Origin of the sequence: Bacillus sp. N3378-2at, from assembly GCF_033412715.1 — a bacterium.
In the GTDB taxonomy this organism is placed as follows: Bacteria; Bacillota; Bacilli; order Bacillales; family Bacillaceae; genus Bacillus; species Bacillus subtilis.
In genome coordinates this window covers 880,348-906,379 of the sequence record NZ_CP117986.1, presented here as the reverse complement: position 1 = coordinate 906,379, position 26,032 = coordinate 880,348, and the positions used below count along the sequence as shown (strand labels likewise).

The window sequence follows — 26,032 nt, the reverse complement described above, 5'->3', positions numbered from 1 at the left end:
TCGTTTGAATAGCTCCAACGAGATTTTACCATGGGAAAATGAAGAAATAGACAGCTGTGTGATTCAAAAGTGCGAAATGAATCATTTGATCTATATCAATTTTCCTATTTGACTTATTTGTTCGGGAATTGCTGACGCCGTCAGACGATTCCAGCTGATGCACGGGCTTTCTGCAGATGGAATTTATGACCCGAAAACGAAAGTGAAACTTGAAGAGTTGGTTAAATAAAATCAAACAGGCCCTTCATTGAGAAGGGCTTGCTTTTTTATATAACAGGCTGTGATCAAAAGAACCAAGGGTCTCATTACGAGGGAAATCGCCTGGATTTTTCATCCAGTGAAGTCCTTCGTTTGCAATTTCTTTTACAGAATCAAAAAAAGTTCTAGAGTCAAAGAATACGATAGTTTTATTTGACTTTCTAAAAAGTTTTTTTATGCGATGTTTTATATCATCAGCAGTATCGCTATCAGTGGGATAAACTCCATATGCAATGTATTCAAGTTTTTCCGATTGATTAAGTGCTCCTAATAAGTGACCATCATATTGTTCATTAAGGTCTTGTCCAAAAATTGTAAGACCTTTTTTGATTCCATAAAGTCTAAATAAACATGTTAAAAAATAAAGGTTTGAATTTATTTGCGCTTCTTTTTTTTCGGTAGAACCCTCAGAAACGTACAAAGGGAAATTTTTATTTTCAAACTGTTCTGTAACACTCTCTAATAAATTATTTTTTTGTGCTGTTGTTTTCTTGACCTTACCATTTTCTTCGTAGAAATGTAATGCACCGTGTAGATAATAAAAATTTAATGCGTGGGAATCGAAATTTTCATGATCAAAAACTAAACTGTTATTTTTTGTTGAAAATCCGTCATTTACTTTTCTATTATTTTTCCAAAGTTCAATTAAAGCCCAATATGTTAACAAGTCATAATTAGTTGTAAATATATTACGTTTAAATATATTCAGGGACCAGGCTAATTTATTTATTAATGTTGCTATCTCATCATAACTAGGATGAGAATTATTAACAGCACAAATTAAATGTTTCTTTATGTTGGTGTAACTATGATCTAGATGAAGGGTAGGGTGCTCGTATACTCTGTTAACGTCTTGAGTATTAAGGAGAAGGTTTAGCACCATTTCAAAATTTGTTGTGTCTAATACATCTTCAAATAAATTCTTATCTGCAGGCTCCAAGTCATTTTTTACATTATCATAGAGACTTTTATATTTAAAAGCGCTATGAAATGATTGAGAAAAGCCATTGCCGAACAAAAAATTATCTAGGATTTCGGGGTGCTCAAATACGAGATCTGTGAAACTTTTCATTAATATACCATCCTCAAATTATTATTTATTAATATTTCAATTCAAGTAAAGCTTTTTAGGGCTTAACCTGAGTATATTTTCTCTTGATTTAAATAGACTCCGTAGTAATTTGTTAGTTGCTTTACCCGCAGATCGCCTAGCTATACGCTTGCCCAGTGTATCATTTTTAGCGGCGTTTACATCTCCTAAAATTTTAGCTGATTTAGAAAGCATGGATCTAATTTTGTTGAGATTCATATCTAATATAATCTCCTTTTCGAATAAGTTACTATATTATACCATCATGCGTTTAGTTGAGTTTGAAAATTTTTGACCAAAATCATGACCAAAAATTGACCAAAAAATATTGAGAATTATAGAGACTCTATTTCAAATTTAAAATAATAAAGCACTGAAAAATCCTTTGTTTTCAAGGGTTTTCAGTGCCGTATATTTTGTATTTAAATTGGAAGTTATGTTCCGCACGCAAGTTCACCCTTGGGAACACGAACAGTATATGTCTCAGTATTAATCTCTCAATCCCTTGGCACTATTGGTGTCAAGGGATTTTTATGTTAATAGGTAATAAATTATAGAGCGGCACTGCTAAAAGCAGGTCGCTTTTATTTATGTCACTAATAAGACAATGTACTAAATTTTTAAGTAGGAAAATAATTTTATGCTTAAGGAAAGCAATACGCATAAATAATTCGACAAATTCTTTGGTAGTTTCTTTGTTCAATACTTCTACCAGCAATAGATGAGTGAAGTAGATGCTTAACATTGACACTATAACCAAATAAATACATAATTGTGTTAAAATATAAATCAATTTTTTCAAAAAGGAGATTTCTATGGAAAAATTGACTATCTTCTCCGGGGGATTAGGAGCGGTTTTTTCTGTACTGGCTCAACTGTTTGCGGTTATAGATGACTCTTACACTTTGGGGAATTTATGGTTTTTAGGTGCTTTGGCGGGAATTATAACCATGCTTGCTTCAATCCAGACAAATAATAAACCAATCTTCAGCATTTTATTAATTTCTAGTTCAGTAATAGGTCTACTTGGAACTGGTCTTGTATACATCATACCAACACTGTTCAATATAATAATAATTTATAAATTTTCAAAAGTAAGCCAGTAAGCCAATGGTAAAATAAAGGTTCTTTTTTTATTTAGCATCCCTTTGACAAGGCCGGTAATGAATCGCAGAATGTTGCAACTGGTCCACGCAGTTGGGGCAATCGTGGCATGATTATCGAACGCCATGTTTCTAGGATACCGGAATTGAAACATTTGCTGAGACATTTCGTGAAGCTGATCACCAAATGACCATTTTCATAGAGGCACGTCTAAAGAAGCTATCATAGGAGGACAATACTGTGTGGAAAGCTTTAAGTCAATTACTCAAGAAACAGAAAAATCAAAGTCCACTCGATGAGGGTTATATACAGATTCCAGAAAAGGATATAAATCAAGAATTAAAGCAAGTGATATTTGAGTTGGAGAGCCTGGGGGAAGTAGTATCGAAAAAGCTGCAGAATAAGTATGCAGGTGTTTTTGAAGCTCAGGATAAACCAAATCTCAGCATCAAAGTTTGTAGAGACATAGATGGAGATGTGCTAAATGATTTTACAGCTGAGAGATGTTTTGAAAAAGAATACCGTTCACAAATAGCAATTAATTACTATCAACCTGCAATAGTCTGTGATGATGAAGAATTAGACTGTTTCACAATGGATTTGTGGTATTACTACGGTGGATATAAAGGGACGGGTTGTGGAACTTTATTCGATTTAAATAATAATGACTTAGAAAAAGAAATTGAAGAGGCGCTAATATTTTTACTCAATGACAAACAATTCGAGAAATAAAAAGAAAGCCGCAGAGCGCTTTCAATCAACGTTCATTTGCTTAGTTGTCTTGATCCTTGTCCATTTTATGTTGGTAAGCAGGGTGGGGAACTAGGCATTCCATTCAGATATTTCTTTATTAACTCAGTCAATTTTTAAACGTTTCTTCACTTATATCTAGGATATGGGCCTCAAGGTCTTTTGGAAAAAGAGGGGCTTTTAATATCTACTAGATTCTGGGCAAATACTCAAGCGGATATTCTTACTGGAACGGGTTTACCTGTGAGCGATGAAGAGATGAAAACTTATCTGGCTATACCCGATGACGTTGAAATCCCTCAAGATTTTCAAAAAATATATGATGTTTATAACGAATATAAACAGTTGTGTAACTGGTGGATGAAGAATTTATTCAGCAGTGTTCTTAATATGGTTAACGATATTAATAATATTGGATCTTTGGCAACTAGAACGATAAATAGTGATATAAAATTATTACAAATAATGTCTAACGATAGCAATGAACAAGGAAGACAAGAGGTTGCGAAGCAATTTCAGTCTTCCTGTTCAAAGCTTGCTGGAATACTCAATCAACAACAACAGTCTATGAAAGAGGTTCAAAACCAATTAAATTCCCTTCTTCAAGGTAGTAACGACTGTATAGGTGTTAGACAATTGAATAATTCTTTAGAAAAAGAAGTCGCATATTTAGATTCACAGTATAATGATGAGAGTGAGATGCATGATTCAATAAATATGTTCTTAGGATTAAAAAAATTATTGGGTATATTTGTTGAAGGGCAAGATATTAATGAGAAAGTAAAATTCAGCTTTGATCTAGGGCCTTTATTTGGTTTTATTGTATCTGAAATATTAGAGTGTTCCGATATACAATCAGTTAAACAACAAATTGATCATTTTCTGAATAAGTTAAACAATATAGATGCACAACTTTCATTAGAAGTAAAAGTTTTGGGGATGCTTCACAGTATCAATATAGACTTGGTTAATTTAATAGCTCAAGCAGAAAAGTCTAAGGAGTTTATAGGATAAATCGAAGGCATCTGGCATTCTATAGAAAATCAATTTTATTCACTCGCCCAAGGGTTTGAGAATGAGGATATCAATAAGCTTTCTGCGGATCTTGATCATGCTGCCGCCACTTGGGAAACTGTTGCTAATAAAGCAAAAGAGTTTGTAACAAATTCATACCAAGGGTAAAAGAAAAATAAGGGCCTGAAAGGGCTCTTTTGCTTATAGTCATATTTCCTGTAAGTATAACTTTTTGGATTTATTAAATTTTAAAGCGTGTTTGTTTCACTGAATTCATAGTCAAAAGGGGAATGTTTTTATGCTTGGAATCAACGTTGAAAAATCAAATGAAAACTTAATTATCAATTGGCAGCTATCCAAAATTGAAATTCCAATCAAAGAAATCAATGATGTATTTCTTGATCCAAACTATGGGGGAGAGGAGAAAAGCGCAGTAAGGATTGGGTTTCCTTATGGCTCAACAGATAGGGTAGTAATTAAAACAGCATATAACACTTACATTTTGTTCACCACTAATCCTGCTTTAATTATGAGTAAAATTGTTTCTTAATAAACAGTTTATGTCCCTTTTAAATTTATCTTAATGTTCTGTATGGTAAAATTTAGTGAGATGATTTAAGGAGGAGGAGCATTTATGGAAGAAGGAAAGTTAGTTCACATGACATTAGATGGTATTAAGAAAGCAGTTACTAAATATGGTACATTTCCTGTGTTCCATCATGGGGGTTATGTCTTGGAAGATGCTACTTTTCATTTCAAAAATCCAGCAACTCCTCAAGAAATTAGCTGCTTAGAAAAGAAATTAGGTGTTACTTTTCCTAATGACTTTAAAGAGTTTTTGTTACAACACAATGGGATGGAAATGTTTGATGGCATTGAAATACTTAGCTTAGAGGGAATCGTTGAATATAATGAGGTTCAAGATTTCCCAGAGGGATACTTATTAATAGGATATCATTTTGATGGAAGGTATGTCATAGACACAAACAAATCAAAAAAAGGATTAGGTTATATGTTATATCTAGACTCAATTGACGATATTGAAGATGCAATTAACTTAAATTCTAATTTTGAGATATGGTTTGATATGCTAGTGTCTTCTAATGGAACGAAATATTGGGAAGTAAATCCGAATCTCCAAGAGTATTATAAACTGGTTTCAGAATAACACTTCGGCAAAAGAAAAAATTATGACTAATTTCAACAACCAAAGAAACTGCAATTTGAGGGAAGTATAATGACAATTTACGAGCAAATTAAAGATGCTTTGAAAAATAAGATCAATGAGTTGGTTAGACCTCAAGAAGTAAAGAAAACCCTTCAAGAAAAATACGGAACTAATCCGGATAGCATTATTTTATCAGATTATTGTTATAACCGGTATAATAAGGGGATTTCTTTTAATAAGCACCTCTTTGAATATGTGAATAGAAGTTCTTACAAATACTTAGGTGAAAACTCTCTTTATACAGGACTTATTTTCAGAAAAATCAAAAGGGGAAGATAAGGAAGTTATCGTAGGCGAATGGGTAAACGGTGTTAAATCACTCCGAGAAGTACCTATTACTAATAACCAAAAACATGATCAAGCCGAAATCATTAGTAAAGAACAACTTGTAAACCTTTATAATGAATATAAACAAATCCTGAGATATGAAATGAATGTATTGAACTGTAAGCCTACAGAATTGAGGCATTTAATTGGCAGAATCGGTGAATTCATTTGTGCAATCCAAACCAACGGCACTCTGGCACGTCAAACTAATCAGCATGGATTTGATGTTGTGAGTGATGGCAGACGGATTAGTGTAAAAACAACAGCTCAATCAAGTGGTTTTATTTCGATAAATAAAAATACATTTGATGATTTTGATGTTTTTTTGTAGTTCAATACGTAAATGATGATTTTAAAGTTATTTTCTTCAGCTCAAAGGAAGAAGTGCAAAAAATTAGCAGAGTTTATGGAAGCCAATACGAAGTTGAAATTTCACTTCTTAAAAGGGAGTGTAATATTAACTGTGTAAGTAAGGAATGCGTACGGTTCCTTACTCACACAGTTTTTTATTTGATAGAATAATAAGTATAAAGCTAAAGGAGTGGTTTCAGTGGGGAAATTGAAAAGAGATCCGAACTCCGTAGAATTAGCTAACAAGATTATCGAACAGTTGTAGACGTCAAGTCAAAATTTACATTTTTTGCTTATTTGCTTTTTACACTTCTGCTGAAAATACACTTTTTCGATGTTTCATTCGATAGCTATCTCCATCCATATGAATGACTTCTACACGATGAAGTACACGATCTAAAATTGCAGTGGTAATTCCTTGATCTCCCATTAATTCACCCCACTGTTCAGGGCTTTTATTAGATGTGAGAATGATGGAACTTCGTTCATACAAATGATTAATTAAATGAAAAAACAAATTCGCTTCTCGTTGATCCATTGCCATGTACATTAAATCATCAATAATGACCAGATCGGCGCCTCTTAATCGCTTTAGCTGCACTTTTGATTTATTTAGAAATTCTTCCGTTTTTAAAAGATGAATAAGCTCACCCATAGTTACGAAATAGACGTTGAAACCTCTGTGAATAGACTCAATTCCCAAACCGATTGCTAAAAATGTTTTACCAACACCTGGCGGTCCCAATAAAATTAAATTATACTGCTGCTCAAGCCAGTTTAGCTCTGCGAGCTGGGTCAATTGGCGCCCCGTTAAAGCTGTTTGCTCTTCTAAATTAAATTCACTTAGTGACTTCACGTAAGGGAAGTGCGCCCACTTCATTCTTTTTTCTAAACTTTTTACTTCACGTTTTCTTAGTTCATAACGTGTGATAGATTCAAGAAATTCTAAATACGTCCAAGAAGATTTTTCAGCCTCACGTAGGAGCTTTGGTAGCTCCTCAGCTGTTTCGGATAACCTTAATTGGCGAAAGTGCTCCTGCAAGTCATTTACAGTTTTATTCACTGTGGTTCACCCCCTAAAATACTTGTGTAAGCAGTAAGAGAGCGAGTTGTCACTATGATGTTGTCTTGACTTGAATGTTTTATAAAGGGAATCTTCACCTTTTGGGTACATTCAGTTTGTAATGCATTTTGATGGTTTGCGATATCCCGAAAGTCATTGGCGCTGTAAAGTTTATCTATCAGGCATTTAGTCAAAGTGGCTTCAATCCACATTGGGTATTTCTCAATGACGTTTTGAATAATTATGAGCTGATCACGCCGATACCGTGGGTATCTTAAACAAATTTCATTTAAATAAGAAGTTGCACGTTCCTGATCTTCAAAATGTGAAACAAGTTGTTGCTTAAATTCTTCAATACCTTTTGAGCGATCCCGGATATGATGTAGATGTTGAATAAGCTTTCCCTTTTCATTACTAATGCTATGTTCAGCAATTACTTCTCCATCCAACTGTTTACGGATAATCAGCGTTGGTGGTTGGCTCGAAGTGACTTCAATAAAAACCTCATTATCAGAGACTGCACTATACGTTCCGAGAGGAACGGAATAACGGTTTGATTTGAACCGTATTGTATTGTCCTTACTAATATTCCTTGTTATACTTGGGGTAATGACGCTTTCGTATGAGAGTGGTGAAGAGACGGGCTGTAAGTGTTGCTTTTCGACGGGGAACACTTCAGCTGGTCTTTTTTTCGTTGTCTGATGAACATGTTGATTTCCAGTGCGATGTAGCCACTGTAACGCACGGTTATTCCAATCTTCAATATTGCTAAATACTCGGCTGTCTGCGAAATTTCCCTTTATGTACTTTACAACGTTCTCAATCATTCCTTTTGATTCTGGGTCTGCCTTACGACATAAATGAACTTTAAACTTACGATCATTTACATAGCTTTGAAATTCAGAAGTTAAAAGTAGCTGACCTGAATTTTCGCTTACTGTAATTAAACGATCCTGATCATACACAATTTCTTCTGTACGTCCTCCGTAAAATTGAAATGCATTTTCATGACATCGTATGGCATCATTTGTCGTAAAAGGCCGGTCCTGCCACTCCATGTATTTGTATCGAGAGTGAGCTAAGACAAAAGCGATGAAATATAGTTTGATTTCATTCTTTTCAGTGGTCTTCTGTTTCGTTTCTCCCCAATCCACCTGGATTTGCTTACCCATAGGTTGTTCAGGGATTGCTTCATACTGCCGAATGATTACTTTTTTCTCAATCTGATAAATCTCCCGTATCTCTTTCACATAGGCTCTTACTGTACTCTCGCCAACAACTAAATCTGGATAACGCTCTAAGAGCCAATCGTGGATTTGTGCTGCACTGAGATGAGGGTATTCTTCAAGCCAAGCGATAATCCAATCCCTGTAGGGATCCAATTTCTTACCTTTGCCTTGTAGCTGTTCCATGTATGCTTTTGTCTCTTCAAATGTCATTTTTAAATATTTATAAACGGTTGGTCTCGATACTTTGAGCTCCTGTGCAATTTGAGATACTTTAAACTTCCGTTGATGTAACTGTTGAATATTTAAATAAAGCATTAACTTCTCCTCCAAGACGCTGTCCCCCCTAGTAAAATAACACCTTCTATTATTTTACTAGAGTTCTAGCTTATTGAAGCAAAAATGTAAAATTACGTTGAGCAAAAACTGTCAATTATATTCTAGCGTTTACAACAGTATCAGCCTAAATCAGTAGAAGATATGCAAGAAGCATTAAAAGACATATTTGGTCCCATGTTTGAGTCAATGCTAAAAGGTGAAATGAATCACCATTTGGGCTATGAATCCAATGACAAGGGAGAAAAAGAAACAAGAAATAGAAGAAATGGATATGGCAAAAAGATCGTGAAAACAACGGCAGGAGAAGTTGAAATTGCAGTCCCCCGTGATCGTGATGGTTCATTTGAACCGCAGTTGATTCCAAAGCGTAAAAGAGATGTATCCTCTATAGAGGATAAGGTCATTTCGATGTATGCCAGAGGAATGTCACAACGAGACATTTCTTCCACGATAGAAGACATCTATGGCTTTTCTGTATCTCATGAAATGGTATCCGACATTACGGATACTGTACTTCCTAATTTAGAAGAGTGGCAAAATCGTCCCTTAAGTAACTGTTACCCTTTTGTGTTTGTCGATTGTCTTTACACAACCATTCGTAATGACTATGAAACGAAGAAGTATGCCGTTTACACAATACTAGGATATACCATAGAAGGTAAAAAGGACATTCTAGGTTTGTGGTTGAATGAAACGGAAAGTAAACATAAATGGATGCAAATTTTTGATGAAATCAAATCTCGTGGTGTAGAAGATATCTTCTTTCTCTCAATGGATGGCGTTAGTGGTCTGGAAGAAGGAGCACGTGCGATTTTTCCTGATGTGACCGTACAGAGATGTATTGTTCATTTAATTCGAAATTCGATTAAGTATATACCAAGTAAAGACTACAAGCCTTTTACTGCTGCCTTAAAGAAAGTGTATGGAGCTCCAAGCCTTAAGGCTTGTCACAGTGCATTTGAATCTTTTGAAAAGCAGTGGTCTACGTACCCTGGAGCTGTAGACGTATGGAAACGAAACTTTTCTCATGTGGAACAACTTTTCGATTATGGTGGTAATATTCGTAAAATCATGTACACTACAAATGCCGTTGAAAGTATCCACTCTAGCTTTCGAAAAGTCACGAAAAAAGGAGCATTCCCCCATGAGAATGCCCTATTAAAAATATTGTTTTTACGAACAAAAGAATTAGAAAAGAAATGGGATGGTGGACGCATCCAGCAATGGGCTATGGTCATGAATCAACTATTAGTTCATGACCACCTAAAGGAACGTGTGAAGAAATATCTAGAATAACTTACACACTTTTCTTGACAAGCCCAGACAATCATCATAAATGGTTAGGAACTGTCTTGCTCAGTTGGGGAACATTCGTATTTGCTTTGTTTTTTGCTACTTTAGTCGGTTCAATGGCTAGCCAAGCAGGAGCTTCCAAGCTTTTGAAGCAAGGCATCCAAGCAGGTTTAGTCACATTAATAACTGTCCCGTTGCTCTACATTCTTCTTAAACGGATGTCTAGTAGACCCTTTTATTCTATAGGACTGTCTGGGTGGCGGCAAGCCATTCCGAATGCCATAATAGGAGCAATATATGTGATTGTATTATCCGGGTCTGGTTTCGCTATCGCCCATTTATTAGGCTGGATCAAAATTACACAATTTCACTTCTCTGTCCATTTAGTGACAGTATTGCTCTTAAATATGATTATCGCTTTCTTTTATGAAGCTTTTCCAGAGGAATTAACTTTTCGGGGGACGGTGTACTATGCTCTAAATAAGCGTTGGAACTGTTTTATGGCCTTACTCCTACAGCCAATCCTGTTTGTGCTTGCACCAATAATTGTAAGTGGTTTACAATATATAGCTGGAGTTGAATCATCTGCTATCACATTAGATTACATTGTTTTATTGTTGGGTTTTGGATTCATCCTTCAACTCCTCCGTATTGTAACAGGAAGCTTATGGACGTCTATCGCTTTTCATCTAGCCTTTCTTGAAAATTCTCGGTTCTTCGTCCTGCAGGGGGAGGAGCGCTTTATTACCTATGAAGAAATTGTTCCGGGAACAGGTTCGCTGTTTGTGATCTTTTTTATGTTGCTTATTGTCGGTACTCTACTATTAATAACTGTTGCAATAACTCGCCGAAATACTATTCAATGGCGGAAGAATGAGAAATGCGACCAAGATGTTTAATTTCTAAGTAGAACAGTAGTTTTAAGGAGGATCTAGACAATGTTTAAGAAGCATTCATTAAGAAAGAGGTTATAAACATGCAAGTTTTAAGGATCATATTTGTTCATGTCTTGTCCGCGTTATCAGCTGCTGTTGTTTATGTTTTTGGCATTGGTTATGACGGCTACATACCATACTTCCTAATAAGTGTTCTTCTCTTTATCTTTTATTTAATCTTTGCTGCACCTGTTCAATATTTCTTAAATCGCAATCCAAAAAGGTTTAACGCGAAATATTTACTCATATACATATTCTTTTCCTTCTTAGTATGGTTATTCTTCGCTTTCATTACTGATCCAAAAAACACCTTAAACTTTCTGATGGGATATGAAATTTACTTGTTTAGCGTCTCATTTGCCGTAATATTTTGGATCTGGGACTCGGTTTTTCTGCAAAACATTGGGAGGGTAGCAGCGTAGCTTAAATCATCACAATCCTTTTCCTTATGCACGGTCAAAAAGCCCCTTTTATTTACCGAATTATGCCATAAATGGGTAAGGGAGAGAGGGATGAAAAGGGTTAATCGTTTAACTTTGGTTTGCTTAGGCTTAGTCTCAAGTTTTACTCTTCCGAATGCTGAAGCAAAGCTAACGGTGGATTAAACAAATGTAGACTTTGTTTTGATCGACCGGAATTTTGACCTCACTTGGTTAAATTCACAATACACAATAATAAAGACTGTACTCTAAATATGAAACTTAGCAGAATAGCTCTAACTGATGGATATTATCAAGGAGCGAGAAAGAATTCACAGGAAGTTATTTGGACTACAGTGCAGCAGACCGAGTAGAAGGTGATCAGTTGGAAATAACAAAAAGTCCAGACTGCGGCGATGTGTGGATAAAAGGTACTTATGGATTTGAACATGAAGAGCGGGATTATTAAATTCAGCGAGGTCAAGGATCCATTATAAACTTAATGATCATTTTAAGTGATCAAAAATAACTAAAAGGTGAGAATATGATTAAATCAAAGTTAAAAACGATTATAGACCAAAGAAAGATCAGTATCCGGAAACTTTCCAGAGATATTGATCATGAGTATCCAACTGTCAGAAAGCTATATAATGACGAAATGGAGCGGTATCCGAGAGAGCTGTTTGATAAAGTCTGTCCCTATCAAAACATCGAACTGCATGAGTTGTTGATATTCCAAAAAGATCATATTTCTAAAGTGAGAATGTCTAAATGAAGATAATGGAGTATATGGAGGAAAGGTTTCAAAACCTCGAATTCATTCCTAGCATCTATAATCAATGGAGCATAGGAATCCATTTCTATCTCGGGGGGGAATATTTACCAACTCAAAGAGAATGAAGAATTGAATCTTAAGAGATTTCGGTTTGTATATGAGCAAATCTCAACCATTTTCAATCAATTATTTGAACAAAACGATGACATATTCCTTGTGACGAATATGTATAAGCACAAAACCAATGACAAATTTATAAAAAAATTGAAGGTGTACCAACCGTTTCTAAAGTGTAAAAATTATTTAAATCAAATTCAAGTAAAGACATATTCCTACCCGTTTGAGATAGATGAAGCTGAAGAATACGAGATGCAACAATTTTCCTTGTTATGCAAACCTCGAGACTTACATGTAGCTGAACTACTTAAAGCAGCCAGTAATGAAGATTTTCCATTGAAACCGAGATTCGGGGGTTACTCTATTGATTACCCTGATGTTTTCTTTGTGAACATTACAAAAGACATTATTTTCTTTATCTATGATGACCGAGGATGTGAAGTCATAGCTCTTGATTTCAAACGAATACGTCCACTTAATGAAAAATATCACAACTGGGTAGAAGAATATAAATACATATAAATACATATAATACTCTTTCTAAAACGATTTATACCAGGAAAGGCAGAATTAGATTATGAGGGCACTACATACAAGATTTAAACGGTTATTGAAACTAAGAAACTTAGAATTTTTTCAGTTGGTCTTAAGTGATGATGAGAGATCTGCATTTTTATTAGTACTTGAGGAAAGATTAGAGGATTTTGATTCTCAAGGTGGTAACCATATTAGTGTTTATTTAGTTACTCACTTTGAGTTATCTGATCAATCGTATTCTTTTGGGTATGAAGCATAACTGTTCGTATGCAATGGATATTCTAAGCGCTAAAGAGGAATTTGATTTCGATTTCCCATTTAATATGCTTGCAATAAAAAGCTATGTACAAGAATTAATAAAAATGTTAGGGATTGATATAACTCTGCCTGAAATGAAAGAAAGAGATTTTGACAAACTTTCTCAAGATTAAATAAAACTACGATTTTAAAGAGAACGGAGACTTGCTTTCAATATGAATGTTAAAAAACTGCAGCTGTTTTTTCAATCACGATTCCAATTATCTCAGCTATCCTAATTATTAATTTTTTTACGGGAGTTATGTCAATTCCATGGCAAGGAATGCCGGTGTTTTTTCCATTATTACTTTCTCCTATAGGAATCATTTTAGCGTTCGTTTCAATAAAGACAAATAAACGGTGTGCTTTATATGGGATTGTCTTAAATGCAATTATGTTTCCATTTCCTTTTTTTGGTTTATCGGAGGGGCTTTGTTATTTGGAGTTTAATCCATTAGGCATTACGCTTATACATTGGTATTTTCGAACTTGTCAAAAGAAGGAATAAAAAAATTTCAGAATTGCTTGCCTTTACTTTATGTTGAAAGGGGTCGAGTAAGGTGGATAGGAAAAAGAATGAAATACAAAGAAAATATAGGGAACAAATGAGGGAGAAGAAAGAACGAGAAAAAGAAGATGGCAGTTCACATACTTTTGAAATTGTTGTTGTGCTAGCCATTATCATTTTGATGTTTTTCTTTAATTCAGTTTTCAAGGCTTTTTAGATATTGTACAGATGACTTTCAGGATGTTTGAAAAAATTACCCTTTGAGATATATACCACATGAAAGTATTGAAGGACTTATGAAAATTCAAGAGCCAGTTGAATCTTAATAATTAATCACCAAATAATGGGGATGAAAAATGAAATTGTATAATGAATTTATCAATATAGCTAAAACGTTTAATAAAGAGTTAGACATAATTCCATTATTATATGGATCTTTAGGTCTTGAAAAGGTAACTGGGTTAGACTTTTCTCCAGAAGATATTGATCTCCTTATTCCTTTAATTTTTTTAGAGGAAAAGTGGGAAAAACTAAAAAAAGTGATGGAACTGCATGGATACAAAATGGTTGATTTACATGAGCATGAATTTAAGAAAACTAATACTAAAATAGGCATTGCTTACATCGAGGATTTAAAACCATTTGCAGATGTAGACTATAATAACTTAGAGGTATTTGAGGATGGTGGAGCGAAATATCATTTGCTAACGATTGATGATTACCTCAAGGTTTATAAAAAGTCTTTATTAGATGGCTATAGAAGAACAAAGAAGAACTATAAAGACCAAAGGAAAATCAATATATTGAATAAACTAATACAGAACTGATTTCTGTATTCCTCTTTTGTTCCAATTTCAATAACAAAGTCGCATCAAAAGACAACATGGAATTTGCTTGGATTCTTAATTTAATATTTAGATAAATAGTGTTTGGCTCATAACATAAGCCACTCTGGCCAATCCTTCTTTCAATTATGTTTCAAGACCAGACTTGTCATTAACCAAAACGCCCGGCTAACAGTCTTCTATAATTATCTGTGATCAACTTTATCAAACTCTAATTGCAGCTTACCGCTGCTAACCACTTCCTTGTTTCGCATAGTTCACATTGTTGCCATATGATTGAACATAAGAATCCTGTTTCCTTAGTCTTTGGAATGATTATGAGTAAGTAACAAACTGTAACAAAAAGACTGGGTGTCATTAATTGATACGTGCATTCTTAAATATTATTCGAGACAATGCTTAAACTTTCTGAAAAAGATGTTGAAAAAGTTGAAAGGATTTTATAATATTAAAACAAGTTAGTTTGTTCGGTCAACAAACTAACAAGATGAACTTTCATTGTCCACAAAGATAAGGTCTTACTGAATATGGATGGAAGGGGGATAAGAGGATCGATTTAATGGAGCTAAACAATATAAGAAACGAAAGAATGAGGCTTTTATCCTTTTCCAGGTATATAAGGTATGACGAAAAAAGATGAATTTTTTGCTTGCTGATCACCATATTTTTTTGCACTGTTTTGAAAGCGCTTTTATAAAAGTTTACTGACCGTAAATTGGAGAAATTGTTATACCGTTTCACACTGTTCCATATTAAAGGATCGAAAAGGGGAGAAATCATGCTCAGTGAAAATGTAAAGAAGATTAGCATGGTTGAAAAAGTTGGATATGCGTCTGGAGATTTTGCTTGTAATTTAATTTATGCAACAGTGTCTACGTATCTTTTGTTCTTCTATACAGATGTTTTTGGTTTATCGGCAGCAGCAGCCGGTACTATGTTTTTAGTGGTTAGAATAATCGACGCTCTCGCTGATCCTTTTATCGGAACAATAGTTGACAGAACGAACAGCAGATTTGGACGCTTTAGACCGTATCTTTTATTCGGAGCTTTTCCATTTGTCATACTGGCAATACTCTGTTTTACAACACCAGACTTTTCGGATATGGGGAAATTAGTATATGCCTATATAACCTATGTTGGCTTGTCGCTTACATACACAACGATAAACGTTCCATATGGCGCGTTAACTTCTGCAATGACTAGAAATAATCAAGAAGTTGTTAGTATAACTTCTGTTCGCATGTTATTTGCGAATCTTGGGGGACTTGTCGTTGCATTTTTTGTTCCCTTACTGGCTGCTTATTTAAGCGATACTTCCGGCAACGAGTCTCTTGGCTGGCAACTAACCATGGGTATTTTGGGAATGATAGGCGGGTGCCTTTTAATCTTTTGTTTTAAAAGCACAAAAGAGCGGGTCACTCTTCAAAAATCCGAAGAAAAAATTAAATTTACGGATATATTTGAGCAGTTTCGTGTTAATCGTCCACTTGTTGTATTAAGTATTTTCTTTATTATTATTTTTGGAGTGAATTCCATCAGTAATTCGGTTGGCATTTATTACGTAACATATAACTTAGAAAGAGAGGATTTGGTGAAGTGGTACGGTTTGATAGGAAGTTTGCCCGCTTTGGTCATTTTACCGTTTATTCCAAGGCTTCATCAATTTTTGGGGAAGAAGAAATTACTAAACTATGCATTATTACTGAATATTATCGGCCTCTTAGCTTTACTGTTTGCTCCGCCAAGTAATGTATACCTCATACTTGTCTGTCGATTAATCGCTGCTGCTGGAAGTCTCACTGCCGGGGGATATATGTGGGCGCTTATTCCTGAAACAATTGAATATGGAGAGTACAGGACTGGGAAAAGAATGGGTGGGCTCATTTACGCTATCATCGGATTTTTCTTTAAGTTTGGTATGGCCTTAGGAGGAGTTGTTCCGGGTCTGGTTCTTGATAAGTTTGGATATGTAGCAAATCAGGCACAAACCCCGGCGGCATTAATGGGGATTTTAATTACAACAACGATTATTCCCGTGTTCTTGCTTGTTCTAGCTTTAATTGATATTAATTTCTATAACTTAGATGAGAAAAAATATAAAAACATGGTTCGAGAATTAGAGAATAGAGACAAAGTTTATTTGGATCATATTGATGATTTCACTATTTAGCCCCCTAATGAATTTGGACACCTACTAAGAGTGGTTTTATACTTAAGGTTGCCAAATAAGGGGGCTTTTGTGATGCAAAGACGAAAACATTCTGCTGAATTTAAACAACAGGTGGTACAAGAAGCAATTGAAACAGGCAATAAAGCTTTGGTGGCGAGACGTCACGAGCTCAGTCCAAATCTCGTAAGCAAATGGGTAAAAGCTTTTCAGGAAAAAGGCAATCTAGATCATTCCGGCATTCAAGATATTGTTTCTCCCTCAGGGATCAAACAGTTGGAGGAGGAGAATGACCAGCTTAAAAAGCTGTTAGGCGAAAAAGATTTAGAAATTTCCATTCTCCGTGACGTACTAAAAAAGAAGAACCCTCACTTACTGAAACGCTTGAAATAGCGAATGAGTGGATTGCGAAAGGTTATGCCGTCCGTAAAGTCCTGAAGATTTTAGAGATTTCTCCTTCTACGTACTATTATCAATACAAGAAAGAAGAAAAGTCAGTAAGTGAGGGCAGACCCATTCCGGGCTATTCACTCACTAAGAACGGCAAAAAAATACCGGATGAACAAATACAGGAATGGCTGATGGAACTCATCTCAGGTGAAGCCGGTGTCTATGGCTATCGAAAGTTGTGCCTCCGCCTTCGAAGCGAGTATGCGCTACAGATTAACAAAAAGAAAGTGTACCGATTATGTAAGGAACTCGATATCCTACAGCCACAGCGAGAAGTGAAGTTCCACTATCCAAGAAAATTAGCGAGGAACCGGATCATCACTGAATCGAATCAGCTGTGGGAAGCAGATATTAAATACGGCTACATCGAAGGTGAAGAGCGTTTCTTCTTTATTCTATCGCTCATTGATGTATATGACCGTTCCATCATTGATTATCATATTGGTTTACATTGTACCGGACACGACGCTGGCCAACTCGTGCAGCGTGCCTTGTTTAAGCGTCAGCAATTTGAAAGAGAAACAAAGCCAGTCATTCGAACGGATAATGGTCCACAATTTATTTCTCTAGCGTTTCAGAAAGCATGTGAAACGTTCCACATCGAACATGAACGCATTCCGCCGAGAACACCGAATATGAATGCCCATATCGAGTCGTTTCACCGATTACTAGAGTATGAATGTTTGAGGCGGTTCGCTTTTCATTCCTACGCAGATGCGTATCATGAGGTGGCTGAATACATGGATTTCTACAATAATCGAAGAATCCATTCGAGTATTTTAGATTTAGCACCAAATGAATTTTATCAACGAAACCAAACAGAAGAGCTAACGATTAAAGAAGTGAGAGTATGAGGCAGGATGATTTTCTTGCCTCACCTAAAATAAAGAGCAATTCTATGAAATAATGAGCTAAGAGTAGTATGTGTCCAAAATTAGGGGGTTAACCCGTTCAAAGCTTAAAAAAGAAAATTAACTGAGGAGGAGTCCCAAATGAAGATTACCAATCCCGTACTTAAAGGATTCAATCCCGATCCAAGTATTTGTAGGGCAGGAGAGGATTATTATATCGCTGTATCTACATTTGAGTGGTTTCCGGGAGTCCAGATACACCACTCAAAAGATTTAGTAAATTGGCACTTAGTTGCACATCCATTACAGAGAGTTTCACAATTAGACATGAAAGGAAATCCAAATTCAGGTGGGGTTTGGGCACCATGTTTAAGCTATAGTGATGGGAAGTTTTGGCTTATCTATACGGATGTTAAGGTAGTAGATGGCGCATGGAAAGATTGTCACAATTATTTAGTTACTTGTGAAACGATTAATGGTGATTGGAGTGAGCCGATTACATTAAATAGCTCGGGATTTGATGCTTCTTTGTTCCATGATAAGGATGGAAAAAAGTATTTATTAAATATGTTATGGGATCACCGTATTGATCGGCACTCATTTGGAGGAATTGTTATACAGGAATATTCTGATAAAGAGCAAAAATTAATCGGTAAACCAAAAGTTATATTTGAAGGAACGGATAGAAAACTGACAGAAGCTCCGCATCTTTATCATATCGGGAACTATTATTATTTATTAACTGCAGAAGGAGGAACACGGTACGAACATGCTGCTACAATTGCCCGTTCTGCAAATATTGAGGGGCCATATGAAGTTCATCCCGATAATCCAATCTTAACGTCATGGCATGACCCAGGAAATCCATTGCAAAAATGTGGTCATGCATCCATTGTTCAAACACATACAGATGAGTGGTATTTAGCTCATTTAACGGGACGTCCTATTCATCCTGACGATGATTCAATTTTTCAGCAGAGAGGATACTGTCCTTTGGGCAGAGAAACAGCTATTCAAAAACTTTACTGGAAAGATGAATGGCCCTATGTAGTAGGTGGAAAAGAAGGAAGCTTGGAGGTAGATGCACCTTCTATACCCGAAACAATATTTGAAGCAACGTACCCGGAAGTTGATGAATTTGAGGATTCAACATTAAATATAAATTTTCAAACTTTAAGGATTCCATTCACGAATGAATTAGGTTCATTGACTCAAGCGCCAAATCATTTACGATTATTCGGTCATGAATCATTGACCTCGACATTTACTCAGGCATTTGTAGCCAGACGCTGGCAAAGTCTCCATTTTGAAGCCGAAACTGCTGTTGAGTTTTATCCGGAAAATTTTCAACAAGCCGCTGGATTGGTGAATTACTACAATACAGAGAACTGGACGGCTCTTCAAGTCACGCATGATGAAGAACTTGGCCGCATTCTTGAATTAACAATATGTGACAACTTTTCTTTTTCACAGCCATTAAATAATAAAATTGTTATTCCTCGTGAAGTAAAGTATGTATATTTAAGAGTAAATATTGAAAAAGACAAATATTATTATTTTTATTCTTTTAACAAAGAAGATTGGCACAAAATTGACATAGCACTGGAATCGAAAAAATTATCAGATGATTACATCCGTGGGGGAGGATTCTTCACAGGGGCCTTTGTAGGGATGCAATGCCAAGATACCAGTGGTAATCATATTCCGGCCGACTTTAGATATTTTCGTTATAAAGAAAAATAATTTGCACATGAAAAAGGAGATTTCTATTTTAGAACTCTTTTTTCATATGAGAAGGTGCCTATGTCACTATTGCTTCAGAAATACCCCTAGAATAAAAAAGCTCATCTTTAAAGATGAGCTGTACATTCCATAAAAAATTACATTGTAATCATGTCCAGAAAATGATCAATCACAATGGAGGACATTCCTAATGCCGGTGCATTCTGTCCTAAGGAAGATGGCAATAATTCATAGCTATTGCCTAATTGGGAATAAACCCTTGACGACACTTCACTTCTCATTGAATTTAAAACCATAGGATGCGATTCAATTATGCTATTTCTTAAAATTACGGCCTGTGGGTTGAAAGTATTCAAAATATTGGTAAGGCCTATTCCTAAATAGAATCCAAAATTCTGTAATGCGTTTAAGGTTCCGATATCATTCAGATGGGCGAGGTCTATGATATCTTGATAGGACAGTTTTTTCGCTTTAGTCTGAAGAGATGTTAATAAAGCCTTCTCTGAAGCATACAATTCCCAGCAGCCTCGGTTTCCGCAACTGCATTTAGGACCATTAAAGTCTATTGTCATATGTCCCATTTCTCCAGAGAAGCCGCTTACTCCTCTATATAAATGATTGTTGATAATAACACCGATCCCTATCCCTGTGCTGATACTTACGTAAATAATGTTATCGTGATTTTTTGCAGCTCCAAATACTTTCTCTCCATATGCGCCAGCATTTGCCTCATTTTCAATAAAAACAGGCACATTGTACTTCTCTTGTATCGAAGATTTTAAGTCAATATCTCTCCAGTTGGAGTTCGGAGTGAAAACAATTTTTTGATCTTTATCAATGAGTCCAGGCACGCAAATACCTATACCAATAAGCCCGTACGGAGATTGGGGCATATGCGTAATAAAGTGATGAATCATATCAATCAAAATGTCTTTCGTTATTTCTGGAGAATTGGATTCCAAATGGCAGTATTGATCAAGAACGATCGTTCCTTCAAGGTCTGTTAAAATGCCATTGATATAATCCACACCAACATCTATTCCTACGGAGTATCCTGCCTTTTTATTAAAAACAAGCATGACAGGTCTTCTTCCGCCACTTGATTTTCCTTGACCTATTTCAAATACCAGATTTTCTTTCATTAACGTGTTTACCTGTGATGAAACAGTTGATTTATTTAATCCAGTCATTTCAGATAATTTTGCTCTTGAAATAGGTGAATTTTTAAGGATTTCTTTTAATAATAACTTTTGATTTACTTTTTTGACAAAGGTTTGATCAGCGATATCCACTTCATCCACTCCATTTGTTTAATCTTTAAATTAAGTATGAACATAGTACATAGCGAATCTTCCCTTTATTATATCTAATGTGTTCATAAAAAACTAAAAAAAATATTGAAAATACTGATGAGGTTATATAAGATGAAAATAAGTTAGTTTGTTTAAACAACAAACTAATAGGTAACTTACAAGATGAAATAAAATGAATTTGTATTTGAATGAATTTATTTTTAAGGGGGAAATCACATGGCTCAATCTCATTCCAGTTCAATTAACTATTTTGGAAGCGCAAACAAAGTGGTTTACGAAGGGAAAGATTCGACTAATCCTTTAGCATTTAAATATTATAATCCTCAAGAAGTAATCGGCGGAAAAACGATGAAAGAGCATTTGCGATTTTCTATTGCCTATTGGCATACATTTACTGCTGATGGTACGGACGTTTTTGGATCAGCTACGATGCAAAGACCATGGGATCACTATAAAGGCATGGATCTAGCGAAGATGAGAGTAGAAGCAGCATTTGAGATGTTTGAAATACTAGATGCACCATTCTTTGCTTTTCATGACCGGGATATTGCACCAGAAGGCAGTACGCTAAAAGAGACAAACCAAAATTTAGATATGATCGTGGGCATGATTAAAGATTACATGAGAAATAGCGGCGTTAAGCTATTATGGAATACCGCAAACATGTTTACGAATCCCCGTTTCGTCCATGGTGCCGCGACTTCTTGCAATGCAGATGTGTTTGCGTATGCTGCAGCACAAGTGAAAAAAGGGTTAGAAACAGCAAAAGAGCTTGGCGCTGAGAACTATGTATTTTGGGGCGGCCGTGAAGGATATGAAACATTGTTAAATACCGATTTAAAATTTGAGCTTGATAATTTGGCTAGATTTATGCATATGGCAGTGGATTATGCGAAGGAAATCGGGTACACAGGGCAGTTTTTGATTGAGCCAAAACCAAAAGAGCCGACCACCCATCAATACGATACAGATGCAGCAACAACCATTGCCTTTTTGAAGCAATATGGCTTAGACAATCATTTTAAATTAAATCTTGAAGCCAATCATGCCACATTAGCCGGGCATACATTCGAACATGAATTACGCATGGCAAGAGTACATGGTCTGCTTGGCTCTGTTGACGCAAACCAGGGTCATCCTCTTTTAGGCTGGGACACGGATGAATTTCCGACGGATTTATATTCTACGACATTAGCAATGTACGAAATCCTGCAAAATGGCGGCCTAGGAAGCGGCGGATTAAACTTTGATGCGAAGGTCAGAAGATCTTCTTTTGAGCCTGATGATCTAATATATGCCCATATTGCAGGGATGGATGCATTTGCAAGAGGATTGAAAGTTGCCCACAAATTAATCGAAGATCGTGTGTTTGAAGATGTGATTCAACATCGTTACCGCAGCTTTACTGAAGGGATTGGTCTTGAAATTATAGAAGGAAGAGCTAATTTTCACACACTTGAGCAATATGCGCTAAATCATAAATTAATTAAAAACGAATCTGGAAGACAGGAGAAATTAAAAGCGATATTGAACCAATACATTTTAGAAGTATAACAGGATAAGCTCCAGATCCTGCTATCAATACCAAGTCACTGAATTACCCGTCATGATTCCTTTCCTATTGCTTGTTGTTATGACGGGTAACTTCTATAATTAGGATTTATTTAGAGTGAATGGTTTTTTAAAAGGGCAAGGAGTGAAAAAATGAAGTATGTCATTGGAATAGATCTTGGAACGAGTGCTGTTAAAACCATTTTAGTTAACCAAAACGGCAAGGTTTGTGCAGAAACGTCCAAAAGGTATCCGCTTATCCAAGAGAAGGCGGGATATAGTGAGCAAAATCCTGAAGACTGGGTGCAGCAAACAATTGAAGCATTGGCTGAATTGGTTTCTATATCCAATGTTCAAGCCAAGGATATTGACGGGATAAGCTATTCGGGACAAATGCATGGATTAGTACTGCTTGATAAAGATTGTCAGGTGTTACGTAATGCAATTCTTTGGAATGATACCAGAACAACGCCTCAATGTATAAGGATGACCGAGAAATTTGGCGATCATCTTCTTGACATCACAAAAAACCGTGTTTTAGAAGGGTTTACATTACCTAAAATGTTATGGGTGAAGGAACATGAACCTGAACTTTTTAAAAAAACTGCTGTGTTTTTGCTTCCGAAAGACTATGTGAGATTCCGTATGACCGGTGCCATTCACACGGAATACTCCGATGCAGCAGGAACTTTACTTTTACATATTACTCGCAAGGAGTGGAGCAATGATATTTGCAATCAAATTGGTATTTCTGCAGATATTTGTCCTCCGCTTGTTGAATCTCATGATTGTGTAGGGTCGCTGCTTCCGCACGTTGCCGCCAAGACCGGACTATTAGAAAAAACAAAAGTGTACGCTGGGGGAGCAGATAATGCTTGCGGCGCTATTGGAGCAGGTATCCTTTCTTCCGGAAAAACTTTATGCAGTATTGGGACCTCAGGGGTCATACTTTCCTACGAAGAAGAAAAAGAAAGAGACTTTAAAGGCAAAGTCCACTTTTTTAATCATGGAAAAAAGGATTCTTTTTATACGATGGGCGTCACGCTCGCTGCAGGATACAGCTTGGACTGGTTTAAAAGAACGTTTGCACCAAACGAATCGTTTGAGCAATTATTGCAGGGGGTGGAAGCTATTCCGATAGGAGCCAATGGACTGCTATACACTCCTTATTTGGTTGGTGAAAGAACGCCGCATGCTGATTCTTCTATTCGGGGAAGCTTGATCGGAATGGATGGAGCCCACAATAGAAAGCACTTTTTGAGGGCAATAATGGAAGGTATCACATTCTCTTTACATGAATCAATTGAGCTATTCCGCGAAGCGGGAAAATCAGTTCATACTGTTGTTTCTATTGGTGGGGGAGCTAAAAATGATACGTGGCTGCAAATGCAAGCTGATATTTTCAATACGAGGGTAATTAAGTTAGAAAATGAACAAGGGCCAGCTATGGGGGCTGCAATGCTGGCTGCCTTTGGAAGCGGATGGTTTGAATCCCTTGAAGAATGTGCAGAGCAGTTCATTCGTGAGGCTGCTGCATTTTATCCAAAGGCGCAAAATGTTCAAAAATATAAAACACTATTTGATTTGTATAAGAACATTTATACTCACACAAAGGATCTCAATCAAGCTTTGAAGAGCTTTCGAAAAAACTAATGATGTTATTGTCTGGAGATCAACCGAAGAACAATTAATGATCAATCATCATCAAAGGCCTTTGATGACATGGCTGCCTTCTTTTGAAAAGATGGTGAGAATAAGGTATCGCAACCTTTAAACAGTATTGGAGTGTCCAGCAGACAAAACGAACGAGCGGAACCGTATTCTGTCAGCGAACACTTCAAGAAGTGAGAAAGCTTAGGAATGCCAATGGGTAAGATATATGAAACTGTGCTAACGACGGTAGAGGGATCTCTTGATTTATGATGAAATAGGAAGGATGTTTACACACAAATAACCCCCTCACATTGACGTGAAGGGGTGTTTTTTATTGTTACTATACAGTGGAAATTTTACAGGCTAGTTGCATGATTTTAGCTTGATAGGGAGTGTAATATTAACTGTGTAAGTAAGGAATGCGTACGGTTCCTTACTCACACAGTTTTTTATTTGATAGAATAATAAGTATAAAGCTAAAGGAGTGGTTTCAGTGGGGAAATTGAAAAGAGATCCGAACTCCGTAGAATTAGCTAACAAGATTATCGAACAGTATCAGCCTAAATCAGTAGAAGATATGCAAGAAGCATTAAAAGACATATTTGGTCCCATGTTTGAGTCAATGCTAAAAGGTGAAATGAATCACCATTTGGGCTATGAATCCAATGACAAGGGAGAAAAAGAAACAAGAAATAGAAGAAATGGATATGGCAAAAAGATCGTGAAAACAACGGCAGGAGAAGTTGAAATTGCAGTCCCCCGTGATCGTGATGGTTCATTTGAACCGCAGTTGATTCCAAAGCGTAAAAGAGATGTATCCTCTATAGAGGATAAGGTCATTTCGATGTATGCCAGAGGAATGTCACAACGAGACATTTCTTCCACGATAGAAGACATCTATGGCTTTTCTGTATCTCATGAAATGGTATCCGACATTACGGATACTGTACTTCCTAATTTAGAAGAGTGGCAAAATCGTCCCTTAAGTAACTGTTACCCTTTTGTGTTTGTCGATTGTCTTTACACAACCATTCGTAATGACTATGAAACGAAGAAGTATGCCGTTTACACAATACTAGGATATACCATAGAAGGTAAAAAGGACATTCTAGGTTTGTGGTTGAATGAAACGGAAAGTAAACATAAATGGATGCAAATTTTTGATGAAATCAAATCTCGTGGTGTAGAAGATATCTTCTTTCTCTCAATGGATGGCGTTAGTGGTCTGGAAGAAGGAGCACGTGCGATTTTTCCTGATGTGACCGTACAGAGATGTATTGTTCATTTAATTCGAAATTCGATTAAGTATATACCAAGTAAAGACTACAAGCCTTTTACTGCTGCCTTAAAGAAAGTGTATGGAGCTCCAAGCCTTAAGGCTTGTCACAGTGCATTTGAATCTTTTGAAAAGCAGTGGTCTACGTACCCTGGAGCTGTAGACGTATGGAAACGAAACTTTTCTCATGTGGAACAACTTTTCGATTATGGTGGTAATATTCGTAAAATCATGTACACTACAAATGCCGTTGAAAGTATCCACTCTAGCTTTCGAAAAGTCACGAAAAAAGGAGCATTCCCCCATGAGAATGCCCTATTAAAAATATTGTTTTTACGAACAAAAGAATTAGAAAAGAAATGGGATGGTGGACGCATCCAGCAATGGGCTATGGTCATGAATCAACTATTAGTTCATGACCACCTAAAGGAACGTGTGAAGAAATATCTAGAATAACTTACACACTTTTCTTGACAAGCCCGCTTGATAAGCAGAATGGAAACTAGACACGCCATCATCTCTTTCTAATTCTTTGGAAACTGCATTCTGCTA

At 36.1% G+C, this 26,032-nt stretch carries 20 protein-coding genes and 10 pseudogenes; 24 read left to right on the top strand and 6 right to left on the bottom strand.

Annotated features, from left to right (window positions below; translation table 11 throughout):
- Positions 1 to 130: 130 nt before the first annotated feature.
- Positions 131 to 229 (top strand): annotated as a pseudogene (locus tag PUN35_RS05040) (peptidoglycan-binding domain-containing protein); the annotation flags it as partial.
- Between the two features lie 15 nt (positions 230 to 244).
- Here the strand turns inward: PUN35_RS05040 and PUN35_RS05035 are convergent.
- A complete protein-coding gene (locus PUN35_RS05035; RefSeq protein ID WP_014479884.1) occupies positions 245 to 1,330 on the bottom strand; it encodes a DUF4917 family protein in 1,086 nt (361 codons plus the stop codon).
- An 833-nt stretch (positions 1,331 to 2,163) separates the two neighbouring features.
- Here PUN35_RS05035 and PUN35_RS05030 point away from each other — a divergent pair.
- On the top strand, positions 2,164 to 2,454 hold the full coding sequence (locus PUN35_RS05030) for a hypothetical protein (protein ID WP_033881290.1): 291 nt from the start codon (positions 2,164 to 2,166) through the stop codon (positions 2,452 to 2,454).
- A 238-nt stretch (positions 2,455 to 2,692) separates the two neighbouring features.
- Positions 2,693 to 3,184 carry a hypothetical protein gene (locus PUN35_RS22470; protein WP_014479885.1) on the top strand — a complete coding sequence of 164 codons (492 nt, stop codon included), beginning with the start codon at positions 2,693 to 2,695 and terminating at the stop codon, positions 3,182 to 3,184.
- Positions 3,185 to 3,224: 40 nt separating this feature from the next.
- On the opposite strand, the pseudogene PUN35_RS22465 reads toward PUN35_RS22470, so the two are convergent.
- Positions 3,225 to 3,329: pseudogene (locus PUN35_RS22465) on the bottom strand (excalibur calcium-binding domain-containing protein); the annotation flags it as partial.
- 791 nt (positions 3,330 to 4,120) lie between these two features.
- Between PUN35_RS22465 and PUN35_RS05020 the strand changes: the two are divergent.
- The 4 genes and pseudogenes from PUN35_RS05020 to PUN35_RS05005 form a co-directional block, all read left to right on the top strand.
- Positions 4,121 to 4,384 (top strand): annotated as a pseudogene (locus PUN35_RS05020) (hypothetical protein); the annotation flags it as partial.
- A gap of 130 nt (positions 4,385 to 4,514) precedes the next feature.
- A complete protein-coding gene (locus PUN35_RS05015) occupies positions 4,515 to 4,766 on the top strand; it encodes a SunI/YnzG family protein (RefSeq protein WP_014479887.1) in 252 nt (83 codons plus the stop codon).
- A gap of 183 nt (positions 4,767 to 4,949) precedes the next feature.
- Entirely contained in the window at positions 4,950 to 5,384 is a 435-nt protein-coding gene (locus PUN35_RS05010; protein ID WP_072592598.1) for an SMI1/KNR4 family protein, read from the top strand.
- 69 nt (positions 5,385 to 5,453) lie between these two features.
- Positions 5,454 to 6,293, top strand: a pseudogene (locus tag PUN35_RS05005) (DUF6998 domain-containing protein).
- A gap of 133 nt (positions 6,294 to 6,426) precedes the next feature.
- On the opposite strand, the gene istB reads toward PUN35_RS05005, so the two are convergent.
- Together istB and istA are read right to left on the bottom strand one after the other, a co-directional pair.
- Entirely contained in the window at positions 6,427 to 7,185 is a 759-nt protein-coding gene (istB, locus tag PUN35_RS05000; RefSeq protein WP_014479891.1) for an IS21-like element helper ATPase IstB, read from the bottom strand.
- Positions 7,182 to 8,729, bottom strand: a complete 1,548-nt coding sequence (gene istA, locus PUN35_RS04995; protein ID WP_014480339.1) for an IS21 family transposase — start codon at positions 8,727 to 8,729, stop codon at positions 7,182 to 7,184. Before istA ends, istB begins: the two co-directional genes overlap by 4 nt.
- 129 nt (positions 8,730 to 8,858) lie before the next feature.
- Here istA and PUN35_RS04990 point away from each other — a divergent pair.
- The 9 genes and pseudogenes from PUN35_RS04990 to PUN35_RS04950 all read left to right on the top strand — a co-directional run.
- Positions 8,859 to 10,046: pseudogene (locus PUN35_RS04990) on the top strand (IS256-like element ISBsu2 family transposase); the annotation flags it as partial.
- 143 nt (positions 10,047 to 10,189) lie between these two features.
- Positions 10,190 to 10,942 (top strand): CPBP family intramembrane glutamic endopeptidase, encoded by a 753-nt coding sequence (locus PUN35_RS04985; RefSeq protein ID WP_014479894.1) that lies wholly within the window; start codon positions 10,190 to 10,192, stop codon positions 10,940 to 10,942.
- A 77-nt stretch (positions 10,943 to 11,019) separates the two neighbouring features.
- Positions 11,020 to 11,400 carry a UPF0715 family protein gene (locus PUN35_RS04980; RefSeq protein WP_029726895.1) on the top strand — a complete coding sequence of 127 codons (381 nt, stop codon included), beginning with the start codon at positions 11,020 to 11,022 and terminating at the stop codon, positions 11,398 to 11,400.
- Between the two features lie 541 nt (positions 11,401 to 11,941).
- On the top strand, positions 11,942 to 12,172 hold the full coding sequence (locus PUN35_RS04975) for a helix-turn-helix domain-containing protein (protein WP_014479898.1): 231 nt from the start codon (positions 11,942 to 11,944) through the stop codon (positions 12,170 to 12,172).
- Positions 12,169 to 12,811: pseudogene (locus PUN35_RS04970) on the top strand (DUF3885 domain-containing protein). Before PUN35_RS04975 ends, PUN35_RS04970 begins: the two are co-directional and overlap by 4 nt.
- A gap of 118 nt (positions 12,812 to 12,929) precedes the next feature.
- Positions 12,930 to 13,257 (top strand): annotated as a pseudogene (locus PUN35_RS04965) (hypothetical protein).
- Positions 13,258 to 13,299: 42 nt separating this feature from the next.
- Positions 13,300 to 13,573, top strand: a pseudogene (locus PUN35_RS04960) (hypothetical protein).
- Between the two features lie 110 nt (positions 13,574 to 13,683).
- Entirely contained in the window at positions 13,684 to 13,848 is a 165-nt protein-coding gene (locus PUN35_RS04955) for a hypothetical protein (protein ID WP_014479901.1), read from the top strand.
- A 139-nt stretch (positions 13,849 to 13,987) separates the two neighbouring features.
- Positions 13,988 to 14,458 (top strand): hypothetical protein, encoded by a 471-nt coding sequence (locus PUN35_RS04950; protein WP_014479902.1) that lies wholly within the window; start codon positions 13,988 to 13,990, stop codon positions 14,456 to 14,458.
- Positions 14,459 to 14,543: 85 nt separating this feature from the next.
- Here PUN35_RS04950 and PUN35_RS04945 read toward each other — a convergent pair.
- Positions 14,544 to 14,813 (bottom strand): annotated as a pseudogene (locus PUN35_RS04945) (thermonuclease family protein); the annotation flags it as partial.
- Between the two features lie 441 nt (positions 14,814 to 15,254).
- On the opposite strand from PUN35_RS04945, the gene PUN35_RS04940 reads away from it, so the two are divergent.
- From PUN35_RS04940 to xynB, 4 genes are all read left to right on the top strand, one after another.
- Entirely contained in the window at positions 15,255 to 16,646 is a 1,392-nt protein-coding gene (locus PUN35_RS04940; RefSeq protein WP_014479903.1) for an MFS transporter, read from the top strand.
- Positions 16,647 to 16,718: 72 nt separating this feature from the next.
- Positions 16,719 to 17,036 carry a transposase gene (locus PUN35_RS04935; protein WP_014479904.1) on the top strand — a complete coding sequence of 106 codons (318 nt, stop codon included), beginning with the start codon at positions 16,719 to 16,721 and terminating at the stop codon, positions 17,034 to 17,036.
- Positions 17,033 to 17,947, top strand: a complete 915-nt coding sequence (locus tag PUN35_RS04930) for an IS3 family transposase (RefSeq protein WP_033880480.1) — start codon at positions 17,033 to 17,035, stop codon at positions 17,945 to 17,947. The genes PUN35_RS04935 and PUN35_RS04930 overlap by 4 nt, the downstream gene beginning before the upstream one ends.
- 138 nt (positions 17,948 to 18,085) lie before the next feature.
- Positions 18,086 to 19,687 carry a xylan 1,4-beta-xylosidase gene (gene xynB, locus PUN35_RS04925; protein ID WP_014479906.1) on the top strand — a complete coding sequence of 534 codons (1,602 nt, stop codon included), beginning with the start codon at positions 18,086 to 18,088 and terminating at the stop codon, positions 19,685 to 19,687.
- A gap of 137 nt (positions 19,688 to 19,824) precedes the next feature.
- On the opposite strand, the gene PUN35_RS04920 is transcribed toward xynB, so the two are convergent.
- On the bottom strand, positions 19,825 to 20,979 hold the full coding sequence (locus tag PUN35_RS04920) for a transcriptional repressor XylR (RefSeq protein WP_014479907.1): 1,155 nt from the start codon (positions 20,977 to 20,979) through the stop codon (positions 19,825 to 19,827).
- 237 nt (positions 20,980 to 21,216) lie between these two features.
- On the opposite strand from PUN35_RS04920, the gene xylA reads away from it, so the two are divergent.
- From xylA to PUN35_RS04900, 4 genes and pseudogenes are all read left to right on the top strand, one after another.
- On the top strand, positions 21,217 to 22,554 hold the full coding sequence (gene xylA, locus PUN35_RS04915; RefSeq protein ID WP_014479908.1) for a xylose isomerase: 1,338 nt from the start codon (positions 21,217 to 21,219) through the stop codon (positions 22,552 to 22,554).
- Between the two features lie 150 nt (positions 22,555 to 22,704).
- The gene (gene xylB / locus PUN35_RS04910) at positions 22,705 to 24,204 is read left to right on the top strand and encodes a xylulokinase (protein ID WP_014479909.1); all 1,500 of its coding nucleotides are present in this window, start codon (positions 22,705 to 22,707) and stop codon (positions 24,202 to 24,204) included.
- 104 nt (positions 24,205 to 24,308) lie between these two features.
- Positions 24,309 to 24,474: pseudogene (locus PUN35_RS04905) on the top strand (glycoside hydrolase family 11 protein); the annotation flags it as partial.
- 214 nt (positions 24,475 to 24,688) lie between these two features.
- Positions 24,689 to 25,936: an IS256-like element ISBsu2 family transposase gene (locus PUN35_RS04900; RefSeq protein ID WP_031600262.1), complete on the top strand. Its 1,248-nt coding sequence runs from the start codon at positions 24,689 to 24,691 to the stop codon at positions 25,934 to 25,936.
- Positions 25,937 to 26,032: the final 96 nt, after the last annotated feature.

Excerpts from the sequence above, each read along its gene's own strand:
- xylB (WP_014479909.1), top strand. The coding sequence starts at position 22,705 with ATGAAGTATGTCATTGGAATAGATCTTGGAACGAGTGCTGTTAAAACC.
- PUN35_RS04950 (WP_014479902.1), top strand. The coding sequence starts at position 13,988 with ATGAAATTGTATAATGAATTTATCAATATAGCTAAAACGTTTAATAAA.
- xynB (WP_014479906.1), top strand. The coding sequence starts at position 18,086 with ATGAAGATTACCAATCCCGTACTTAAAGGATTCAATCCCGATCCAAGT.
- PUN35_RS04935 (WP_014479904.1), top strand. The coding sequence starts at position 16,719 with ATGCAAAGACGAAAACATTCTGCTGAATTTAAACAACAGGTGGTACAA.
- PUN35_RS04975 (WP_014479898.1), top strand. The coding sequence starts at position 11,942 with ATGATTAAATCAAAGTTAAAAACGATTATAGACCAAAGAAAGATCAGT.
- xylA (WP_014479908.1), top strand. The coding sequence starts at position 21,217 with ATGGCTCAATCTCATTCCAGTTCAATTAACTATTTTGGAAGCGCAAAC.
- PUN35_RS04940 (WP_014479903.1), top strand. The coding sequence starts at position 15,255 with ATGCTCAGTGAAAATGTAAAGAAGATTAGCATGGTTGAAAAAGTTGGA.
- PUN35_RS04980 (WP_029726895.1), top strand. The coding sequence starts at position 11,020 with ATGCAAGTTTTAAGGATCATATTTGTTCATGTCTTGTCCGCGTTATCA.
- PUN35_RS05035 (WP_014479884.1), bottom strand. The coding sequence starts at position 1,330 with ATGAAAAGTTTCACAGATCTCGTATTTGAGCACCCCGAAATCCTAGAT.
- istA (WP_014480339.1), bottom strand. The coding sequence starts at position 8,729 with ATGCTTTATTTAAATATTCAACAGTTACATCAACGGAAGTTTAAAGTA.
- PUN35_RS05015 (WP_014479887.1), top strand. The coding sequence starts at position 4,515 with ATGCTTGGAATCAACGTTGAAAAATCAAATGAAAACTTAATTATCAAT.
- PUN35_RS05030 (WP_033881290.1), top strand. The coding sequence starts at position 2,164 with ATGGAAAAATTGACTATCTTCTCCGGGGGATTAGGAGCGGTTTTTTCT.